The sequence below is a fragment of the Cytophagales bacterium genome (genome assembly GCA_019456305.1).
Taxonomy (GTDB): domain Bacteria; phylum Bacteroidota; class Bacteroidia; order Cytophagales; family VRUD01; genus VRUD01.
Window position 1 is genome coordinate 1 of sequence record VRUD01000038.1, and the last position, 16137, is coordinate 16137.

The following is a 16137-nucleotide window of genomic DNA, read 5'->3' on the forward strand; positions in this document are numbered from 1 at the left end:
ACTGTGGACTGCCGACTTTTTAATCAACTTACGAAGTTATGTTTTTACTATAATATATTAAACATTCGACTTTATAGCCTCTTTTAAATTTTCTTTTACTTCATCAATAGTTTTACCTTGAGAATGAGCACTTGGTAATTCTTTTACATAACCGGCATACCAATTTTTACTTTTTACAATTATAATTGTATAATTAGCTAACATAAGTAGTTAATGTCTTATTAATTTTTTCACAAAGCTTTTATTTCCTTCAATAAATACCTTAATATATAGAAGTCCGGTATATGTTTCTAAGTTTAACGTAGCCAAATTCGAATTAGGTTCATAAACTTCCAATATACTCCCAACAGAATTAATAAGTTCAATTTTTACGATCGGCTTTGGGGCGCTTATATAAACAGTACCCGAACCAGGGTTGGGATAAATCTCAATTCCTTCTATAGAGAATACGTGGTTTATCGACAAAGTGGAGTCACCACATAAACCAAGCATATATTCCCAAACAGGAAGAAAAATTGGTTCACCCATGGAAATAGGAGTATAATTATCGACAATTACAGAACTGTGTTGGGCTGCTATTCCGGTTGTTGAGGTATCACTCGTATACAGTATTCTTGAATTTGAGTAAGGGCAAGCCGTGTTATCTACCCAAACACTGTCTCCAAAGGTGTCCAGATTCATGGTATTCCACACAAGAAATTGCTCACTGAAATCAATGATTTCATCGTACAAGTTACCAAACCCATAATAACGCGAATCAGGAGTTAGACCAGGCATACTGATCCATGAAGCTGGAGCAGCGTAGAAAGAGCTATACTCATTTGGTGAGGCAAACATAAGTACTCTGTCCACGGCAAAATTTTTAGCTATAAAAGCGGCATGACCGCCTCCTTGTGAATGCCCTGACACTGTTATATCTGACCAGTCTATACTGTCCTGGTTTATCAAGTATTTACCCCAGTTTTCACCAGGATATTCATTGTCCAGATAGATCAATAATTTTTGGAAACGGTTTAAGATACAGTTACTGGTATCAACGGCAACGTGGGAGCTGGTATCCGTTCCGGATACTATTTCCTGCCGATACTTCCAGTGACAATCAAAGTCTGAGCTTGTTTTACAAGAAGAGGTGCCAGAAACATTATTCGGATACTTAAGACTGATCACTTTATAACCATTATTGGCGGCAAGAGTTGGTAAAAATGTGGTACTATTGGGGTTGTCAAATGTTCCAACCAAATGAAGAATTAGTTTATTGTTGGAAGGGCAATCCGGGTTAATATATACTTGATGATTTTGGAGTTCCCAGTTTATATTGTTATCCGTATTGCAAGCTTTAATGCCTCTAACTACCAGTGAATCAGGATTACAGGATTGAGCGTTTGCACCAACGTGCATCGTAATTGCAACAAAGCTAAATAGAATCGTTTTCTTCATTTCTTAATTACTTACAACGGCAGTCCGTCTAAAAACTGTGAATTACGACTATTTTACAAAACTAATTAATTGTATGTTGTTTGTTTTCAATGAGTTATTATTTCTCCTTAATGTCAAATTAACAATTTATGATAGTTTTTAGACAGTCTGACGGTTTGGATAAAGGCAGTTTTCAATTGCCTTTATGTTTTGTTGTGTGCAGGGGGTTTTTATTTTATTTCAATTGAAACTCTTTCAACGGTTTAGTCTCGGTGATGTACTTTTTAGTCCATTCCAGTCCTTCTAAAAGTCCCCTGTAATTTATTCTTTCTTTGCATTCAGTGTCAGTGTACCACCCACAATCTGAATGCTCCCAAGTTAGGTTTATGTCGCCTGTCTTTATTACTTCTGCTGCAAATACTGGCATTATTTCAATGGCTCGTCTTCTTGGGTTAAAGTACGTGTAGATGTGTTCAACAGTCCACAGAACCTTGGGGTCTAAATTGTAGCTTGTCAGACAACGCTTTATTGCATCAACGATGTCTTCATTGTCTTGGAGGAATTCGCCAGGGATTTGCCAAAATCGTCCTCCGTTGAACCATTTGTCCGCCTTTTCCTGAGAGGTATGGAGTAGAAGATATTTTGTCTCTCCCTCCTCCTTGTGAAAAGTCCACAGGTCAAATACATTAGTGTTTAGTTTCATTATCTTACTCATTTTTTTTGCCTTGCACACAACGGTAAGTGCAAAGCAAGTTGGGCTTTTATTGCTTTGTCACTTTCCTACGCAACAAAACTTGGTAGAAAGCAAAACCCTTTAATGACCCAACTTTCCGCCCAATTTGCTTTGCACAATGTGTGTGCCTAGCATGGGCAGAACACGTACCGCAAAGGTACGAAAGTTCTTTGAATTATCTTGAGGGTGTCCCGAGTACTAGGATTTGTAAATAATCTGGAAATGAGAGTCAATTAGCCAGTTTTGACTTCTATCAATAATAATGTGTTTCGATGGCTATACTTTTTCTAATTGAGCACTTTCTTTTTCGACCTTCAAATCATTTGGTGATTCAAATGTTTTAGTAACCACTTTTGCTGAATCAAGAGGTCTTTGGACTGATTCTGTAGTAATGCCGGATTTTATGGTTGCCATAATTCCAATAGCTTCAAGGTAGTTGTCTGCATAGTGAAGTTGATTAGAAGTCCAAGGTAGAGCGCTTAAATCATTTTTCATCACGTTTTTATTGCTTTTAACTGCAACAACTGGGATGCCTTGCTCTAATGCAGCCAATGTAGGCAGGCCAATACAACCATCCGGGATTACAACACAGCTAACATCCTTTGCCGATAATACAGCTTTATCTCTAACAGCAATTTTATCAGTAATGATTTTGGGGCTTTTTTGAAGACCTTTAAGAATACACTGCAGAAAAGTTAAAGAAACAGCTTCTGCTGCCATTCTTGAATCTACAACACCAGGGTCGAGGTTTGCAATAGCTTCAGTTTCAAACATCGGTGAATGAGCGGAAGGGAGATTATAAAGATGAGAGATAGTATGAGTCAACATTGCTTCAACTCCCCCCCAGGGGTTTAACATTTCGCCTTCACTTTTAAAATAATCCAGGTGAAAGTTAAGGGGTACTCGTATTACAGAAGAAAGCGCAATGGCATCGAATTCATTTTTGTAACCGTCTATCAATTTAAAAAGATTATCCAGTCCTTTGATTTTTCCGGTAGCTCTTCCAGATTTGGAATATTCAGCGCTCATTTCAATAGGCGGGTTAAGTCTAACAATCTCAGGGCAGTCCAAACCATAGGTAGCTCTGGCTGCGTTCACAGAGTTAACGGCTGCATTTCTAAATATATCTTTCTTATGATCATCAATTATCATAAGTATCCGGTTAGACCTAACCTTTTGCAAACCAATGGTTCCCATTAGTAATCTTGTCAAAACACTTCCTTCAATGTACCATGTATTCTCCGTCATTTCATTAATATCGGACGCATTAACCACATTGGGGTGTATAAGAAGGTTATCGCATATTGATGCCATGACTTTTGAAACAGGCCCAGCGTCACCGGCATGACCACCGATTTCTGAACCTATACCTGTAGGTACAATTAAAACAGTATTGAACTCATTTGTGTTTTCGACTTTCCTTTTATTAAATCGAAAAATTGAATCAATTGCAGCATGATTATTTGTAAGAGAATTTGAAACTGCTGCGAATTCACAATGGTAATGGTTATGATCTGTTTTAGTGACTACAAATCTTATCGGTACTCCTTCATTAACCCATTCTTCTTCCATATAATGAGCAAAATAGTGTAGTAAACTCTTATGCCCTTTAATAGCAGGTATTTTTATTTCTTGTTCAATCATTATATTCGTTTTATTTCGTGCGAATTTACAATTTTTCCTTTAAACCAATTGGCAGTAAACTCCGTAGCGACTTTTGGATCAAAATCCTTACACGAAAAGATATTTACATACACGGAACCCATTAGGTCTAAAGTGTGGATGACAATGCTGCTAGTTATAATAAATTGGACGGCAGATGTTCCTTTAAGATGAGGTTCTGTCTGTTGTTCATCCGGGTGAACTCCATGGTCGTCCCACCAACTAAGCTTGCATCTTTCCATATCTATTAACTCACATAACCCTGTAAAATACCGCTTAATACTCTTTCTGTTAAAGGAGCCCGGGTCACACTTATGTAAATCAAGTATGAGTTCCGTGCCGTAATTATTTTGTGTTTTATTAATCATTAGATAGGTATTCTTCCATACCCATTTTTCGAAAAAATGCTCTCCGAAAACCAGTAAATGTTTTTTTTGAAGATGTTTCCCTTTTAATATGCACTGCCGCCTGATCAATAATTACTTTATTTCCCTTGAGCAGACCGTAACTCATCAAAGTGTCATAACCTTTTAATGTCAATAAAATTCTTGCTCTTTCTTCAGGCAAACCGGGTCGATTAAGTCCAACAATTTCAATCGTATTTCTTCCTCTTTCATCCGTATCGTGTTGTGGATGATTAACTGCCTTCACAAAAAGGTCATTGCAACTATCCCAATCGAAGCTAATTGCTGATTCCGGGTTATCTTTATATGGATCAAGTAAAACAGGAAGTTCCAGATCCAAATCATCACTTTCTTGAAAAGCTCTCTGCCCAGCTGACATTAGAGGAAATTGATTTCCTTTATAAGTTTCGTTGCACGGTTTACATGAAAACAAATAATTCTCCCAGTTATAGGCTAACCACCAGTAACCGTTGTGTTTGGGTTCATCATTTACTTTTGCTTTGGGTCTGTAATGCTCTAAATCTGATTCTCGTTTTTCTTCTCGTTCACGTTCACAAAAACAGCACTTTTTATTCTGATGTTCCCATAACGTCTTGCGAGCTTCAGGCAACCAATAAGAGGGGAAATCATTTGGCTTTGAAGAACTTGGTTTTTCACCTCTATTAACCTTGTCCCTTAAAGATTGAAGTGCATCCGATACCTTGCTCTCTCCTAAGGTAGATGGTTGTACAGGCCTTTGAGGAAGCTTAATCATTGGAAGATTTTAATTTATTATTAAGTTCTTCTATTAACTGCCTTAATTCTCTTTGCCGCTTCCGATCTTCTTCGAGTTCACCATATTCTGGTATTTCAGATTCTAATTCATCCCGAAGTTCCTGAAACCGTTTCTCCTCTTCGGCATTCTTGGATTCTATCAAGAATAACTTTCTAAACTCTATCATCTTATTTCCCGAAATACCGCTTCGGGCAATTTGCATGTCAAAAGCTGTAGAAGTTAGGATTTGATCAACAGTATATCCTTTGTATGTATTAGAATCAACGCTTTTATCCCGCACTCTATTTGAGTTCTCATTAATCAAATCTAACTCTAAAATCAATGCATCTTCAAGGTCTGTTGTACCAAGTGCAACTAATGGTGAATGAGTACTGGTAATTATCTGCACTTTCGGCAAATATGTTGTAAATCTATCAACAATAAATCGCTGCCATTTAGGGTGTAAATGTGTTTCTAACTCATCAATTAGCAAAATTCCTGCTATTTCGTCATTAACCGAACTTAGCTTATCGGCAACTACCTGCCAACCGAAAAAATCTACAGTAATTTGTATAACTCGTCTATATCCATCACTTAATTCGCCAACTCTTAATTTACCCCATGGTCCTGAGACAAACATCCCTTTCGAATTGTATTCGATCTTTGGATAATTATCGAGCATTAATATTTTTAGCAACACTTCAGAAAGCCAATCTCGAAGCTCCGGTGATTGTTTAAACATTACAGCTTCGGTATTCTGTAAATCAGAACCAGTATTAAAGAGAGTATATACAGCTTCCAACGGTTTATAGTTTTCCCATGTATCACCTCCTCCATCACCGATCTGCACACCATAACCACACATAAATATATCTTTCCAGAGCGACAGGTCAGATGGTGTCACCTGTCTAAGTTTTTCTGGACTTTCCTTAGTTTCTTTAGTCAAATTTGTAACTACTGTAAGTCCTTTGTCACCAGGGCTATCTTTTAAAGTAATTTCAATACTGCCTTTAAGATAAGGTTTTCTAATAAATTCTCCATTTTCTTCCTTCATTAAGGCTGCAGCACTTGATTCATCACATAGCCCCATTGCGATACATTTAAGAATAGTCGATTTTCCAACAGCATTATTACCAAGCACAGTTTGCCACATTTGAATTTTTCCATCGTACTCAAAATCAATGGTTAATTTCTCAAAACATCGAATATTCTCTAATTCAATTTTATAGATATACATCCTATTGGTATTGTTAATTCAGTATAGCTAAATTATTATTCCATTTGAACATTAAAAGTTTAACAGAATAAATCAACATATATAGTGCTTTTGTATAGCATTTTGTTTTTCTTCTTAATCGTGCTAAAAAATGTCTGAACAAACTATTGTACCCTTCAACAGTATATGTTTCCTTTTTGGAGGTGATATGCTTTTCCTTTGGAACAAATTCCCCATATGCTTTCCAATAATCTGTGCATACTTTCCCTTTTACTTTATCTTTAATTCGGTTCCAAAGTTTTTCTCCTGTTTCTGTTCCCCTGGTGCCAATTTCACAGTTGATAAATTGTTTCCCATTTCTATCAACAGCAATCCATACCCAACAGTAGTTTTTTTTGAACCGATATATGAATGCATTTCATCTATTTCAACAACTTCAATGTCTTGGCTACTACGCAGTTCTTCGAGTTTTTCACCAAAGCTTTTAATCCAATTAAAAACAGCCACATGGCTGACATTTAAAAAACGACCAATTGAACGAAATCCTAACCCTTCTAAATACAGGATTAATGCATCTCATTTTATGCTATCCGATTTACCAATATATTCCACTGTAAAACGATACTTACATACTTTGCAAAGATATCTTTGTCTTTGCTTAACTATACCATCTTTGCGAAAAACGGTACTTTTACAATTAGGGCAGCTTTCCATTTTATAATATTTTGAGGTTAAACTGCCACAAAAATAAAAAACTATATTAAATTAACAATGCCATCCTATTTAATTATTTTATGATGGAACAAATGTATCACAATCACAACCTTAATCAAAATAGTTAAATTCCTCTACCAAAATCCGGTAGATTTCCTCCTTTACCTCTTTCGTTTTTTCCGAAATATTTTCAAACATTTCCATCAAATCAGATTTGCCATTTATTTCTGCATATTTTTTGATTTGAATTAAACCGGAATTACGGTTAACAAAGTCCGGGTAATGGAAATATTTAAAGTAGGGTTCTTCGTCCAAGCCAACATATTCCAGAGTCTCCCAACCACAATAATCTTCAAACCATTTTTGGTACAGGAGCTTTACTGCTTCAACTAAGTGGAATGCCTTGGCAGGTCTTTTTATGAGATATGGTTCTAAAGTTGTAAACCAAAAGGATTCATGATTATTAGGACTTAAAGGATTATCAATGAAAACTTCCGGGGTGCCTTTTACAGGGTTGTCTTTTTCAAATTTTGCCACAACACATCTGTTTTCAGCCAAACCATAGGCAAAGCATAGCGAATAAAAATATTTCTCCATCTCTTTTTTTATTCTTGGTTTCCAAATATCATATTGATTTGACCATAATGGATACCTGCCAAGTACTGCTTTTGAAATTGCAAACCAAGCAAAAGTTTTTTGCGCGGATTGAAGATCATAGGCGCAATATGCTTTTTGATCAGTAGGGGCATTATGAATTTTAGATGAATTAACGTTTTTGAATTCCATTTGTAAAAGAAACCAAATGCTTTTATTATAGTTAGTTGTAAATATCTTATCTGGTCTTGGACGGATTCTAACAGGAACGCAATCTTCCATAAAACCTATAAATTCCGATTTAGTAATACCATAGGTTTTCTTATGTTTCCTTCTTATATCTCTTAATGGTAATCCTCCGTATATCTGGTTAGATTGTAATTCTGTTTTCGTAGGACTTCTTTTGAAATCATACATTTTTTGCCCACACCATTTCTTGATTGTTTGGCGTGACCCTGAAAAATTTATTGTTTTTGCACTTTTGATTGATCTCTTGATGATCTTATTGATATATTTTAGATCGGCATCCCAATTAATTTCAAGGTCTTTGTGTTTAAAGTAAGTGAAATCCCTTAGTTTAATATTGTTTCTGTTGCCTTTTTCATTATGGTTGTAAGTCCAAATAGTAAATGATAGTGGCCATTTCCCCGATATTTTAAAAAACTCATTACCAGTGATGATAAATCCGTTCTCGAATTTGAAGTGCTTATCAAATTTCTCACGGAAATTGACAAAGGTTGGCCTGGGAATAATCCATGAAGTTGGTGTGAATATCATCAAAACAGGATTGAATTCTGGATTTCTCTCATGTTGGTATTCGGCAATGTTTACGATCTGCCCTAAAAAAGCAAGATATCTTTCTTTTCCCGCATCGCTTCCGGTTAATTCCAATATAGAAGGGTCAATGTCATAATTAGCTTCTGTTTCTTCCCTTACTCTTACATTCTCATCGGTATTTTTATACGGTGGATTTAATAAAAATGCAAGGGGTCTATCTATTTTGAGGTTCTTTTCATTCAGTACTTTTTCCAATTCACCAATGTATGCCTCTGCCGACTTATCTAAAAAGTTCAACCCTTGATTGTCAACGGTTTTAGGAATCACTGTAAAACCCGTTTGCATTTGCTCAGGGTCCAACTTCATTCTACGCTCTATTGTTTTGAGTAAGTCGGGCTGCAGCTCAGAAATGATCTTGTGTTTTAAATGACCTCCCCATTTTTTACTCCAACTTGTTACAAGGTTTCCTGATCCACCTGCGGGGTCAAAGACTACATACTTGTCATGCAGTTTCTTCTCATAGTATTCATGTACAAACCACAAAGCAAACTTGCTGAGATTGTGATCGGTAAAAACTATACCGTGCTGCCTTGCATACTCGGGTTTCAACTGTGCAATAACTTCATCGAATCGGCTGAAGTAATAGTCAACACGCAAGCCGGAACCTTCTTTTGTAAATATGTAGTGATTGAGTATATATTTTCTGAATTCTTCTCTATGCTTCGGGTGAATTGTAATAGATTCGCTATCTCTTGTTCCCTTATTTCCAACAACTCTTAATTCACCCTTTTCATTTTCTGTAACTGTCGAAGTTATATCCCAAAAACCCACTATTGAATAAAAACAATGCACCGCATCAAGAGGATCATCAAAGAATTTTTTCAGGTATTCAATAGCATTGATGAAATTGTGTCGGTTTATTTGAATCCGTTCTGAATCAAGGTTTTTTAAAACATTAAGAAATTCAAAAAGATCGTAGGTAATGCTTTTCTCATCTGCAAACAAATCATCTTCGTATTCTTTGAGATAAATACGAAAAACATTGGATTTAAGTATTGCGGATTTTTGCGCTTTATTGGTTTTGTTGGCATTTGTTTTCCCTATTTCGGAAGATGCTTTCTGTGCATCTGCTTCACCGGAAAGTTTTTTAGCGATTTCCGGTATGTCATTCACTTTCCAAAACGCAAGAAAGTCCTTTGTCATTACACAGAGGGTTCTAAAACTCAGACCTTTCTTTAGATAGTGGAGCCCTTGATAGAATCCATCCAGCCATTGATGTTGATGACTTTTTAATTCTATTAGTAATTGACCTTCAATATATGTATCTGCCCCCTCAGCATCAGATTCTTTATGAAATTTATCGCCAAATAGTTTTCGGAAAAGTGGGAAAATCAAATCTCGTTTTGCGTCTTCGTTCTTGTCGCTCTGTAGGTATTGTTTAATTCCTTCAAGTCCTTTGCTATAATCTGTTTTTTTCATGCTTCAAAAGTAATGAAAAGCTTTTAGAATATTAGGTATAGGCGCTTAGGTATCACTCGTAATATATTGATAATCAGTTAATAAAAAAGAACCAATCTTTGTTTTTCGGCATAATATCGCAATTACCCCTGAAAAAATGACAGGAATATACAGGCATAAAATCATAAAACACTTATTATTAGTTAGTTATCAAAAACATTTTGTGCGACCTAAACGCCTATACCTATAGAATATTAATTTAAGAGTTCATGTTGTTTATTGTTGGCAAGAGCAAGTTGATTTGCAATTTTAAGGCATGTGGGATGGCTTGTGCGAAAAATTGCAATTGAACTTGCTGTGTGACATTTTATTTATTTCACTTTATTTCCCCCACTTTTATTCAATAATATAAATTTTTATTCAAAAAGCAAAAAAAATCTTATTGTTTTTTTATGTTTGCCTATCTTATTCTTATTCTGTAAAATAAAAGATAGTGAAAGTGACAAAAAAATTAGATAAAAGCATTCTTTATGTTGATTTGATTTATGGGCATCTCTAAAAACTACATATTTTTTAAAACACACCCCTTGCCCCTCTTGATAGAGGGGAATGTATGGTGTAGTTTTTAGAGATGCCCTTATAATATCAGAGGGACTAAAGTGATGCTTGATAGTGATCTATCTCAGCTTTATGGAGTAGAAACACGGCAATTAAATCGACAGGTTAAAAGGAATATTAAACGGTTTCCTGTTGATTTTATGTTTCAGCTTACGAAATCCGAATTTGAAAGTTTGATGTGCCAAATTGGCACATCAAAGATAGGTAGAGGTGGTCGTAGAAAATTACCTTAAAACAAATAGGTTTTAAAATTGGAGGTAAGAAGTAGAATAAAAATGCTACAGTTAAAAAAAATACAATACATCTATTTCATCGGCATCGGAGGTATCGGCATGAGCGCACTTGCACGATGGTTTACTAATTCTGACTACTCGGGAGTAGCTGGCTATGACCGCGTTGCAACTCCATTGACCAGTCAATTGATGGATGAAGGAATTTTGATACACTTTGAAGATGATGTAGAAAAAATACCCCCTTTTATCACTACTGCCAAAAATGAAACCCTGGTAGTTTATACACCTGCAATTCCTCCGGAACACAAAGAGCTAACTTTTTTTAGAGAAAACGGTTTTACAGTTTTGAAAAGAGCAGAGGTGCTGGGCCTGATAACAAAAGATAAATTTACCATTGCCGTGGCCGGAACACACGGCAAGACAACCATTGCTTCAATGATCGCTTATATTTTGAATTATGCTGGGTTAAATTGTACAGCCTTCCTTGGCGGGATTTCAGTTAATTTTAATTCAAACTTACTAATGACTAATCCCAAATCACCAAATCACCAAATCAGCAAATCACCAAATATATATGTTGTGGAAGCTGACGAATACGACAGGTCATTTTTAGCGCTTCATCCTGATATTGCAGTAATATCCTCAGTTGATGCAGACCATCTTGATATTTATGGCAATGAAGATGCGTTGAAAAGATCTTTCTGTGATTTTATCGGCCAGGTAAAACGAAAATTAATTATTAAAGAAGGAATAGATTTGGATTTGCCAGTTACACCCCGAAAGGTTCCCCGGCAGGATGGGGACAAGCGGGACAAAGATCTATCGGTAGAAAAATATAAAATCGCCAAAAACATTCGCATAGAAAATGCGTCATTTATGTTTGATGCAGAAAGGCCAAATATTAACAATCTCAAACTTTCAGTTCCCGGCTATCATAATGTTGAGAACGCCATTGCAGCTATTAGTGTGGCATGCTATCTGGGTGTTGACACAAAATCTATTTCCGGAGCATTAGCTTCATATAAAGGTGTAAAGAGAAGGTTTGAGTATATCATTAAAAGTGATACGATCATATATATTGATGATTATGCACATCATCCAACAGAGATCACCGCTTTTATAAATTCAGTCAGGGCAATGTATAAGGATGAAATGCTCACTATAATTTTTCAACCGCATTTATACTCCAGGACAAAAGCTTTTGCCCGCGGCTTTTCAGACAGCCTCAACCTGGCTGACAAGATAATTTTAATGGATATTTATCCAGCCCGCGAAACGGCAATGGAGGGTATTAGCTCTGAAATTATTTTTGATAATTTAAAAAATGAGAAAATTTTATGTAATAAGGATAATTTGTTGGAAATTGTAAAGCAATTACAAACCGGCATTTTAGTAACGTTAGGAGCAGGCGATATTGACCAGTTCATTGAACCAATAAAAAAGATTTTGTTAGAAAAATACAAATTAAAACTTTGAAATCCAGATACATTAAAATAATTTCGGTATCAGCCCTTGTGATCTTTATAATGGGATTCGCTTACAACCGGTATAACAATAGGATCTGTAAGGACATTATTATAAAAATAGATAACCAATACTACGGTAATTATTTTATTAATGAGAAAGATATATATTCTTTGATCACTGGTAAAGATAACGCATTTATCAGGGGTAAAAAATATAAAAATATTAGTCTGAAAAACATTGAACTAAAAATAAAATCCCATAAATTTGTGCAAAATGTTCAGGTTTATAAAGACCATGAAGGCAACTTGATTGTTAAGGTAGAGCAAAGCCGTCCCGTTGCCAGGATAATACAAAATGATGGTTCGGGGTTTTATATAGGAAGTACAGGTGAGATGCTGCCCCTTTCTGAAAGGTTTACCGCAAGGGTTGTTCTTGTAGAAATACAAAAGCCTCTGTGGTTGATAAAAAATGAATTTCTAAATAAAAAGGATAGAAATTTTTTTTTGGAGCTGTTTAAGTTTATTGATAATGATAAATTCCTGAAAGCCCAGATTGTTCAGGTAGTTGTCAAAAGGAATAATGATGTTTTACTTTATCTACAGGTAGGTAAACAGGTAATTGAATTTGGAAAGCCCTATAATATTGAAGCAAAATTCAATAAGCTGTACATATTTTTAAAAGAAATATTGCCCGCAAAAGGGTGGAATAAATATCAGAAGGTTAATTTAAAATTCCAGGATCAAATAGTATGTTCGCCCGGTTAGATACTAATAAAAAAATGCTAATCCCGAGTACTCGGGATTAGCATTATACCCTATTCGTATCATTAATATTTCACCCAACGGGTGATCACTTTTTGGGGAACATTCGCCTGCCTGCCATATGTTTGCTTTTTGTAAGGCAGGTAGGTATATTTGCACCGGAAATGAATTTCTAAATAAAGAAGTTAGTATAAAATGCAAAACAACAAATTAGTAGTAGGATTAGATATCGGAACCACAAAAATCTGTGCGGTAGTTGGCCAAAAAAATGAGTATGGCAAGCTTGAAATATTAGGCATGGGCACCACGGTCTCTGAAGGAGTAGTAATGGGTGTTGTTACTCATATTGATAAGACTGTTGAAGCTATTAAAAAAGTGATGGATCAGGCAAGAGATCAGGCAGGGGTTGAAGGAAAAAGCTTTGAATTAAATGTGGGCATTGCCGGGAAGCATATTAAGAGCCTTCAGAGATTCGGAAGTATTACCAGAGATACTGAAGGTGAGGAGGTTACGGTAGAAGATGTAAACCGGCTCACAAGCGATATGTATAAGACGGTGGTTACTGCCGGTGACGAGATCATTCACGTTTTACCGCAGGATTATACTGTGGACCACGAAGAAAATATTGTTGACCCCGTGGGTGTGCCCGGGGTTAGATTAGATGCAAATTTTCACGTAATTACCGCCCAAACAAATGCTATTAAAAATATATACAAATGTGTGGTAAGAGCAGGGTTTGACAGTGAAAATCCGATTTTAGAACCATTGGCTTCAAGCCTCTCGGTGCTCAGTGATGAAGAAAAAAAAGCAGGCGTGGCGCTCATTGATATAGGGGGTGGTACTACTGATATTGCTATTTTCTATGACAATATTATCAGGCATACCGCAGTCTTTCCGATTGGTGGGAATAAAGTCACATCCGATATTATGGGAGGTTGTATGCTAATGGAAAAAGTTGCAGAACAATTAAAAATACAATTTGGCAGCGCCCTTGCTGACGAAGCTAGCGCTAACGTTGTAGTTTCTATAAAGGGTTTGAAAGACAGGCCTCCCAAAGAGATTTCTGTAAAAACACTCGCCCAGATCATTGAAGCAAGAATGGAGGATATTATTGATCTGATCTATAGCCAGATTGTTTCCTCTAAATTTGCCGATAAATTAGTTGCTGGCATGGTCATTACAGGTGGTGGCGCTTTACTGCGAAACTTAAAGCAAAAAGTTGAATATATGACCGGTATGGATGCCCGGATCGGTTATCCGAATGAGCACCTGGGAAGGAGCAAAATTGAAGCTATAAAAAGCCCAATGTTTTCTACTGTCGTTGGGCTTGTATTGGCCGGTTTCAGAGCTTTGGATGATAGAGAAGATCAGTACTCAAAACCTTCTTCAAAACATTACAGGAAAGATAAAGGAGGAGATTTCTTTAAGAAAATAATAGATAGAACAAAAGGCTTGCTTATTGATGATTTTGATGATAAAACAGGCTACTAAAATGTTTGTTATTAGTTTGTTAGTTTTTAGTTATGGTTATTTAGTTATTGGTTTTAGTTTTTAAGTTTTATGGTTTAGTTCTTTTAACGGTAGCTACTCGTGCTCCGACTCTGCTGGGATTATGCGTTGTAGTCGGGGTACGAATAGAGACTGAATAGCAGGCTGCCAGATTATTCGTACCCCCACTCCAACCCTTTAAAACCAGCAGAGTGGGAGCACGATGAGCGGCAAACTAAACAACTATAAAACCAGAACTAAAAACTATTCAACTATAACTAACCAACCACCCAACCAATAACCAAATTTAAATATGGAAAAAAAATCAGATTCTAACAAATCTTACAAATTCGATCTGCCTGCCCATCATAAATCCATCATTAAGGTGATTGGTGTTGGCGGGGGAGGCGGCAATGCTGCAAGCCATATGTATGATAGAGGTATTAAGGATGTAGAATTTGTTATTTGTAATACCGATATGCAGGCGCTGAACAGCAGTGCCGTGCCAGATAAATTGCAATTAGGGGTTGCTCTGACCGGGGGCTTAGGCGCTGGAGGAAATCCTGAAACAGGTAGAGAAGCTGCTAACGAATCAATAGATGAAATAAAAGAACTATTTGAAGAACATACCAGAATGGTGTTTATAACAGCAGGAATGGGGGGGGGGACAGGTACTGGTGGCGCTCCGATTATTGCTAAAGAAGCTAAAGATAGAGGGATTTTAACCGTTGCCATTGTTACAACCCCATTAAAAGTAGAAGGTAAAGAAAAAGCTGTTAATGCATTCAATGGAATTAAAGAACTGAAAGAAAATGTGGATGCCATTATTGTAGTGTCGAATGAGAAGATGAGAGAAATTTACGGCAATTCTACGATCACCGAAGGATTTGCTCAAGCTGACGATATTCTTACCACAGCTGCCAAAAGTATTGCTGAAATTATTACTGTACCCGGAAAGTGGAATTTGGATTTTGCTGATGTGAACAGAATGATGAAAGATAGTGGTATTGCCATGATAGGTTCTGCTACAGAAGAAGGCGAAAACAGAGCTATGAAAGCAGCTGAAACCGCATTAAAATCTCCTTTGCTAAATGAAAATGATATTCAAGGTACAAAAAATATTTTATTAAGCATTTCTTATGGAACAAATGAACCAACTATAGATGAAATAACAGAAATTGGTGAATATATAATATCAGAAGCAAGGGTTGAGGAACATAAATTTAAACTGGGTTTGTTTCCTGATGAGTCATTAGATGATAAATTATGTGTTACTGTTATTGCAACCGGCTTTGGTCAAGCTGACGATAGAGTAAAAAAGACTAAAATTGTTGAGTTGGATCCAAAGAAACAATTTGATATGTTTGATGGTGACATAGAAATGAAACAGTCTTATGTTTCTCCTCATGAGCCCCGACTTGTCGGGAAGGAATTTGAAGATAGAAAAGATGAGCCGGAAATAGAAAAAAGCGAAGAAGCTGGATCCCGCTTTAACCAGTCGGAGCGGAGCGTAGATCCCGGTATATCGGGAGATGAACCGTTTCGTAATGAAGTAAAGAAAAAACCGGAAGAAAGATCAAAAGAAACGATCACCAAATTAAAAGACCTGACAAATTTGAGCATGGATTCAGATGAGTTCAAAAATATGGTTGAGATTCCTGCCTATGTACGAAGAAAAATAAAACTTCAGGACATCTCCCACTCCTCTGAAACCGAAGTTTCAAGGTATAATCTTAATGAAGATGATGAATTATTAGGAAATAATAAATTTTTACATGATAATGTGGATTGAAAAACGCACAGCCCCGCCAATCAGTCGGCAATCTACAGTCCACAGTCGGC

At 36.3% G+C, this 16137-nt stretch carries 13 protein-coding genes and 1 pseudogene; 5 read left to right on the forward strand and 9 right to left on the reverse strand.

Annotated elements, in window-relative coordinates:
- Window positions 1-57: 57 nt before the first annotated feature.
- The 9 genes and pseudogenes from FVQ77_09545 to FVQ77_09585 all read right to left on the reverse strand — a co-directional run bounded on the left by FVQ77_09545 (window position 58) and on the right by FVQ77_09585 (window position 9749).
- On the reverse strand, window positions 58-204 hold the full coding sequence (locus tag FVQ77_09545) for a type II toxin-antitoxin system HicB family antitoxin (GenBank protein MBW8050566.1): 147 nt from the start codon (window positions 202-204) through the stop codon (window positions 58-60).
- Window positions 205-210: 6 nt separating this feature from the next.
- Window positions 211-1437, reverse strand: coding sequence for a T9SS type A sorting domain-containing protein (locus tag FVQ77_09550; protein MBW8050567.1), 1227 nt, complete (start codon window positions 1435-1437; stop codon window positions 211-213).
- A gap of 214 nt (window positions 1438-1651) precedes the next feature.
- Entirely contained in the window at window positions 1652-2131 is a 480-nt protein-coding gene (locus tag FVQ77_09555; GenBank protein ID MBW8050568.1) for a hypothetical protein, read from the reverse strand.
- A 294-nt stretch (window positions 2132-2425) separates the two neighbouring features.
- Window positions 2426-3793: a DUF3326 domain-containing protein gene (locus tag FVQ77_09560; GenBank protein ID MBW8050569.1), complete on the reverse strand. Its 1368-nt coding sequence runs from the start codon at window positions 3791-3793 to the stop codon at window positions 2426-2428.
- Window positions 3793-4179, reverse strand: coding sequence for a hypothetical protein (locus tag FVQ77_09565; protein MBW8050570.1), 387 nt, complete (start codon window positions 4177-4179; stop codon window positions 3793-3795). Before FVQ77_09565 ends, FVQ77_09560 begins: the two co-directional genes overlap by 1 nt.
- Entirely contained in the window at window positions 4172-4969 is a 798-nt protein-coding gene (locus FVQ77_09570; GenBank protein ID MBW8050571.1) for a hypothetical protein, read from the reverse strand. Before FVQ77_09570 ends, FVQ77_09565 begins: the two co-directional genes overlap by 8 nt.
- Entirely contained in the window at window positions 4962-6206 is a 1245-nt protein-coding gene (locus tag FVQ77_09575; GenBank protein MBW8050572.1) for an AAA family ATPase, read from the reverse strand. Before FVQ77_09575 ends, FVQ77_09570 begins: the two co-directional genes overlap by 8 nt.
- 13 nt (window positions 6207-6219) lie before the next feature.
- Window positions 6220-6899: pseudogene (locus tag FVQ77_09580) on the reverse strand (IS1 family transposase).
- A gap of 111 nt (window positions 6900-7010) precedes the next feature.
- Window positions 7011-9749, reverse strand: a complete 2739-nt coding sequence (locus FVQ77_09585) for a hypothetical protein (protein MBW8050573.1) — start codon at window positions 9747-9749, stop codon at window positions 7011-7013.
- A 641-nt stretch (window positions 9750-10390) separates the two neighbouring features.
- Between FVQ77_09585 and FVQ77_09590 the strand changes: the two genes are divergently transcribed.
- The 5 genes from FVQ77_09590 (at window position 10391) to ftsZ (ending at window position 16087) form a co-directional block, all read left to right on the forward strand.
- Complete coding sequence (locus FVQ77_09590; protein ID MBW8050574.1) at window positions 10391-10579, forward strand: ORF6N domain-containing protein; 189 nt, start codon at window positions 10391-10393, stop codon at window positions 10577-10579.
- A gap of 42 nt (window positions 10580-10621) precedes the next feature.
- Window positions 10622-12055 (forward strand): UDP-N-acetylmuramate--L-alanine ligase, encoded by a 1434-nt coding sequence (locus FVQ77_09595; GenBank protein ID MBW8050575.1) that lies wholly within the window; start codon window positions 10622-10624, stop codon window positions 12053-12055.
- Complete coding sequence (locus FVQ77_09600; GenBank protein MBW8050576.1) at window positions 12052-12810, forward strand: cell division protein FtsQ; 759 nt, start codon at window positions 12052-12054, stop codon at window positions 12808-12810. The genes FVQ77_09595 and FVQ77_09600 overlap by 4 nt, the downstream gene beginning before the upstream one ends.
- Before the next feature lie 192 nt (window positions 12811-13002).
- Window positions 13003-14298 carry a cell division protein FtsA gene (ftsA, locus tag FVQ77_09605; GenBank protein MBW8050577.1) on the forward strand — a complete coding sequence of 432 codons (1296 nt, stop codon included), beginning with the start codon at window positions 13003-13005 and terminating at the stop codon, window positions 14296-14298.
- Window positions 14299-14608: 310 nt separating this feature from the next.
- Window positions 14609-16087 carry a cell division protein FtsZ gene (ftsZ, locus tag FVQ77_09610; protein MBW8050578.1) on the forward strand — a complete coding sequence of 493 codons (1479 nt, stop codon included), beginning with the start codon at window positions 14609-14611 and terminating at the stop codon, window positions 16085-16087.
- Window positions 16088-16137: the final 50 nt, after the last annotated feature.

Excerpts from the sequence above, each read along its gene's own strand:
- FVQ77_09545 (MBW8050566.1), bottom strand. The coding sequence starts at position 204 with ATGTTAGCTAATTATACAATTATAATTGTAAAAAGTAAAAATTGGTAT.
- FVQ77_09550 (MBW8050567.1), bottom strand. The coding sequence starts at position 1,437 with ATGAAGAAAACGATTCTATTTAGCTTTGTTGCAATTACGATGCACGTT.
- FVQ77_09555 (MBW8050568.1), bottom strand. The coding sequence starts at position 2,131 with ATGAGTAAGATAATGAAACTAAACACTAATGTATTTGACCTGTGGACT.
- FVQ77_09560 (MBW8050569.1), bottom strand. The coding sequence starts at position 3,793 with ATGATTGAACAAGAAATAAAAATACCTGCTATTAAAGGGCATAAGAGT.
- FVQ77_09565 (MBW8050570.1), bottom strand. The coding sequence starts at position 4,179 with ATGATTAATAAAACACAAAATAATTACGGCACGGAACTCATACTTGAT.
- FVQ77_09570 (MBW8050571.1), bottom strand. The coding sequence starts at position 4,969 with ATGATTAAGCTTCCTCAAAGGCCTGTACAACCATCTACCTTAGGAGAG.
- FVQ77_09575 (MBW8050572.1), bottom strand. The coding sequence starts at position 6,206 with ATGTATATCTATAAAATTGAATTAGAGAATATTCGATGTTTTGAGAAA.
- FVQ77_09585 (MBW8050573.1), bottom strand. The coding sequence starts at position 9,749 with ATGAAAAAAACAGATTATAGCAAAGGACTTGAAGGAATTAAACAATAC.
- FVQ77_09590 (MBW8050574.1), top strand. The coding sequence starts at position 10,391 with ATGCTTGATAGTGATCTATCTCAGCTTTATGGAGTAGAAACACGGCAA.
- FVQ77_09595 (MBW8050575.1), top strand. The coding sequence starts at position 10,622 with ATGCTACAGTTAAAAAAAATACAATACATCTATTTCATCGGCATCGGA.
- ftsA (MBW8050577.1), top strand. The coding sequence starts at position 13,003 with ATGCAAAACAACAAATTAGTAGTAGGATTAGATATCGGAACCACAAAA.
- ftsZ (MBW8050578.1), top strand. The coding sequence starts at position 14,609 with ATGGAAAAAAAATCAGATTCTAACAAATCTTACAAATTCGATCTGCCT.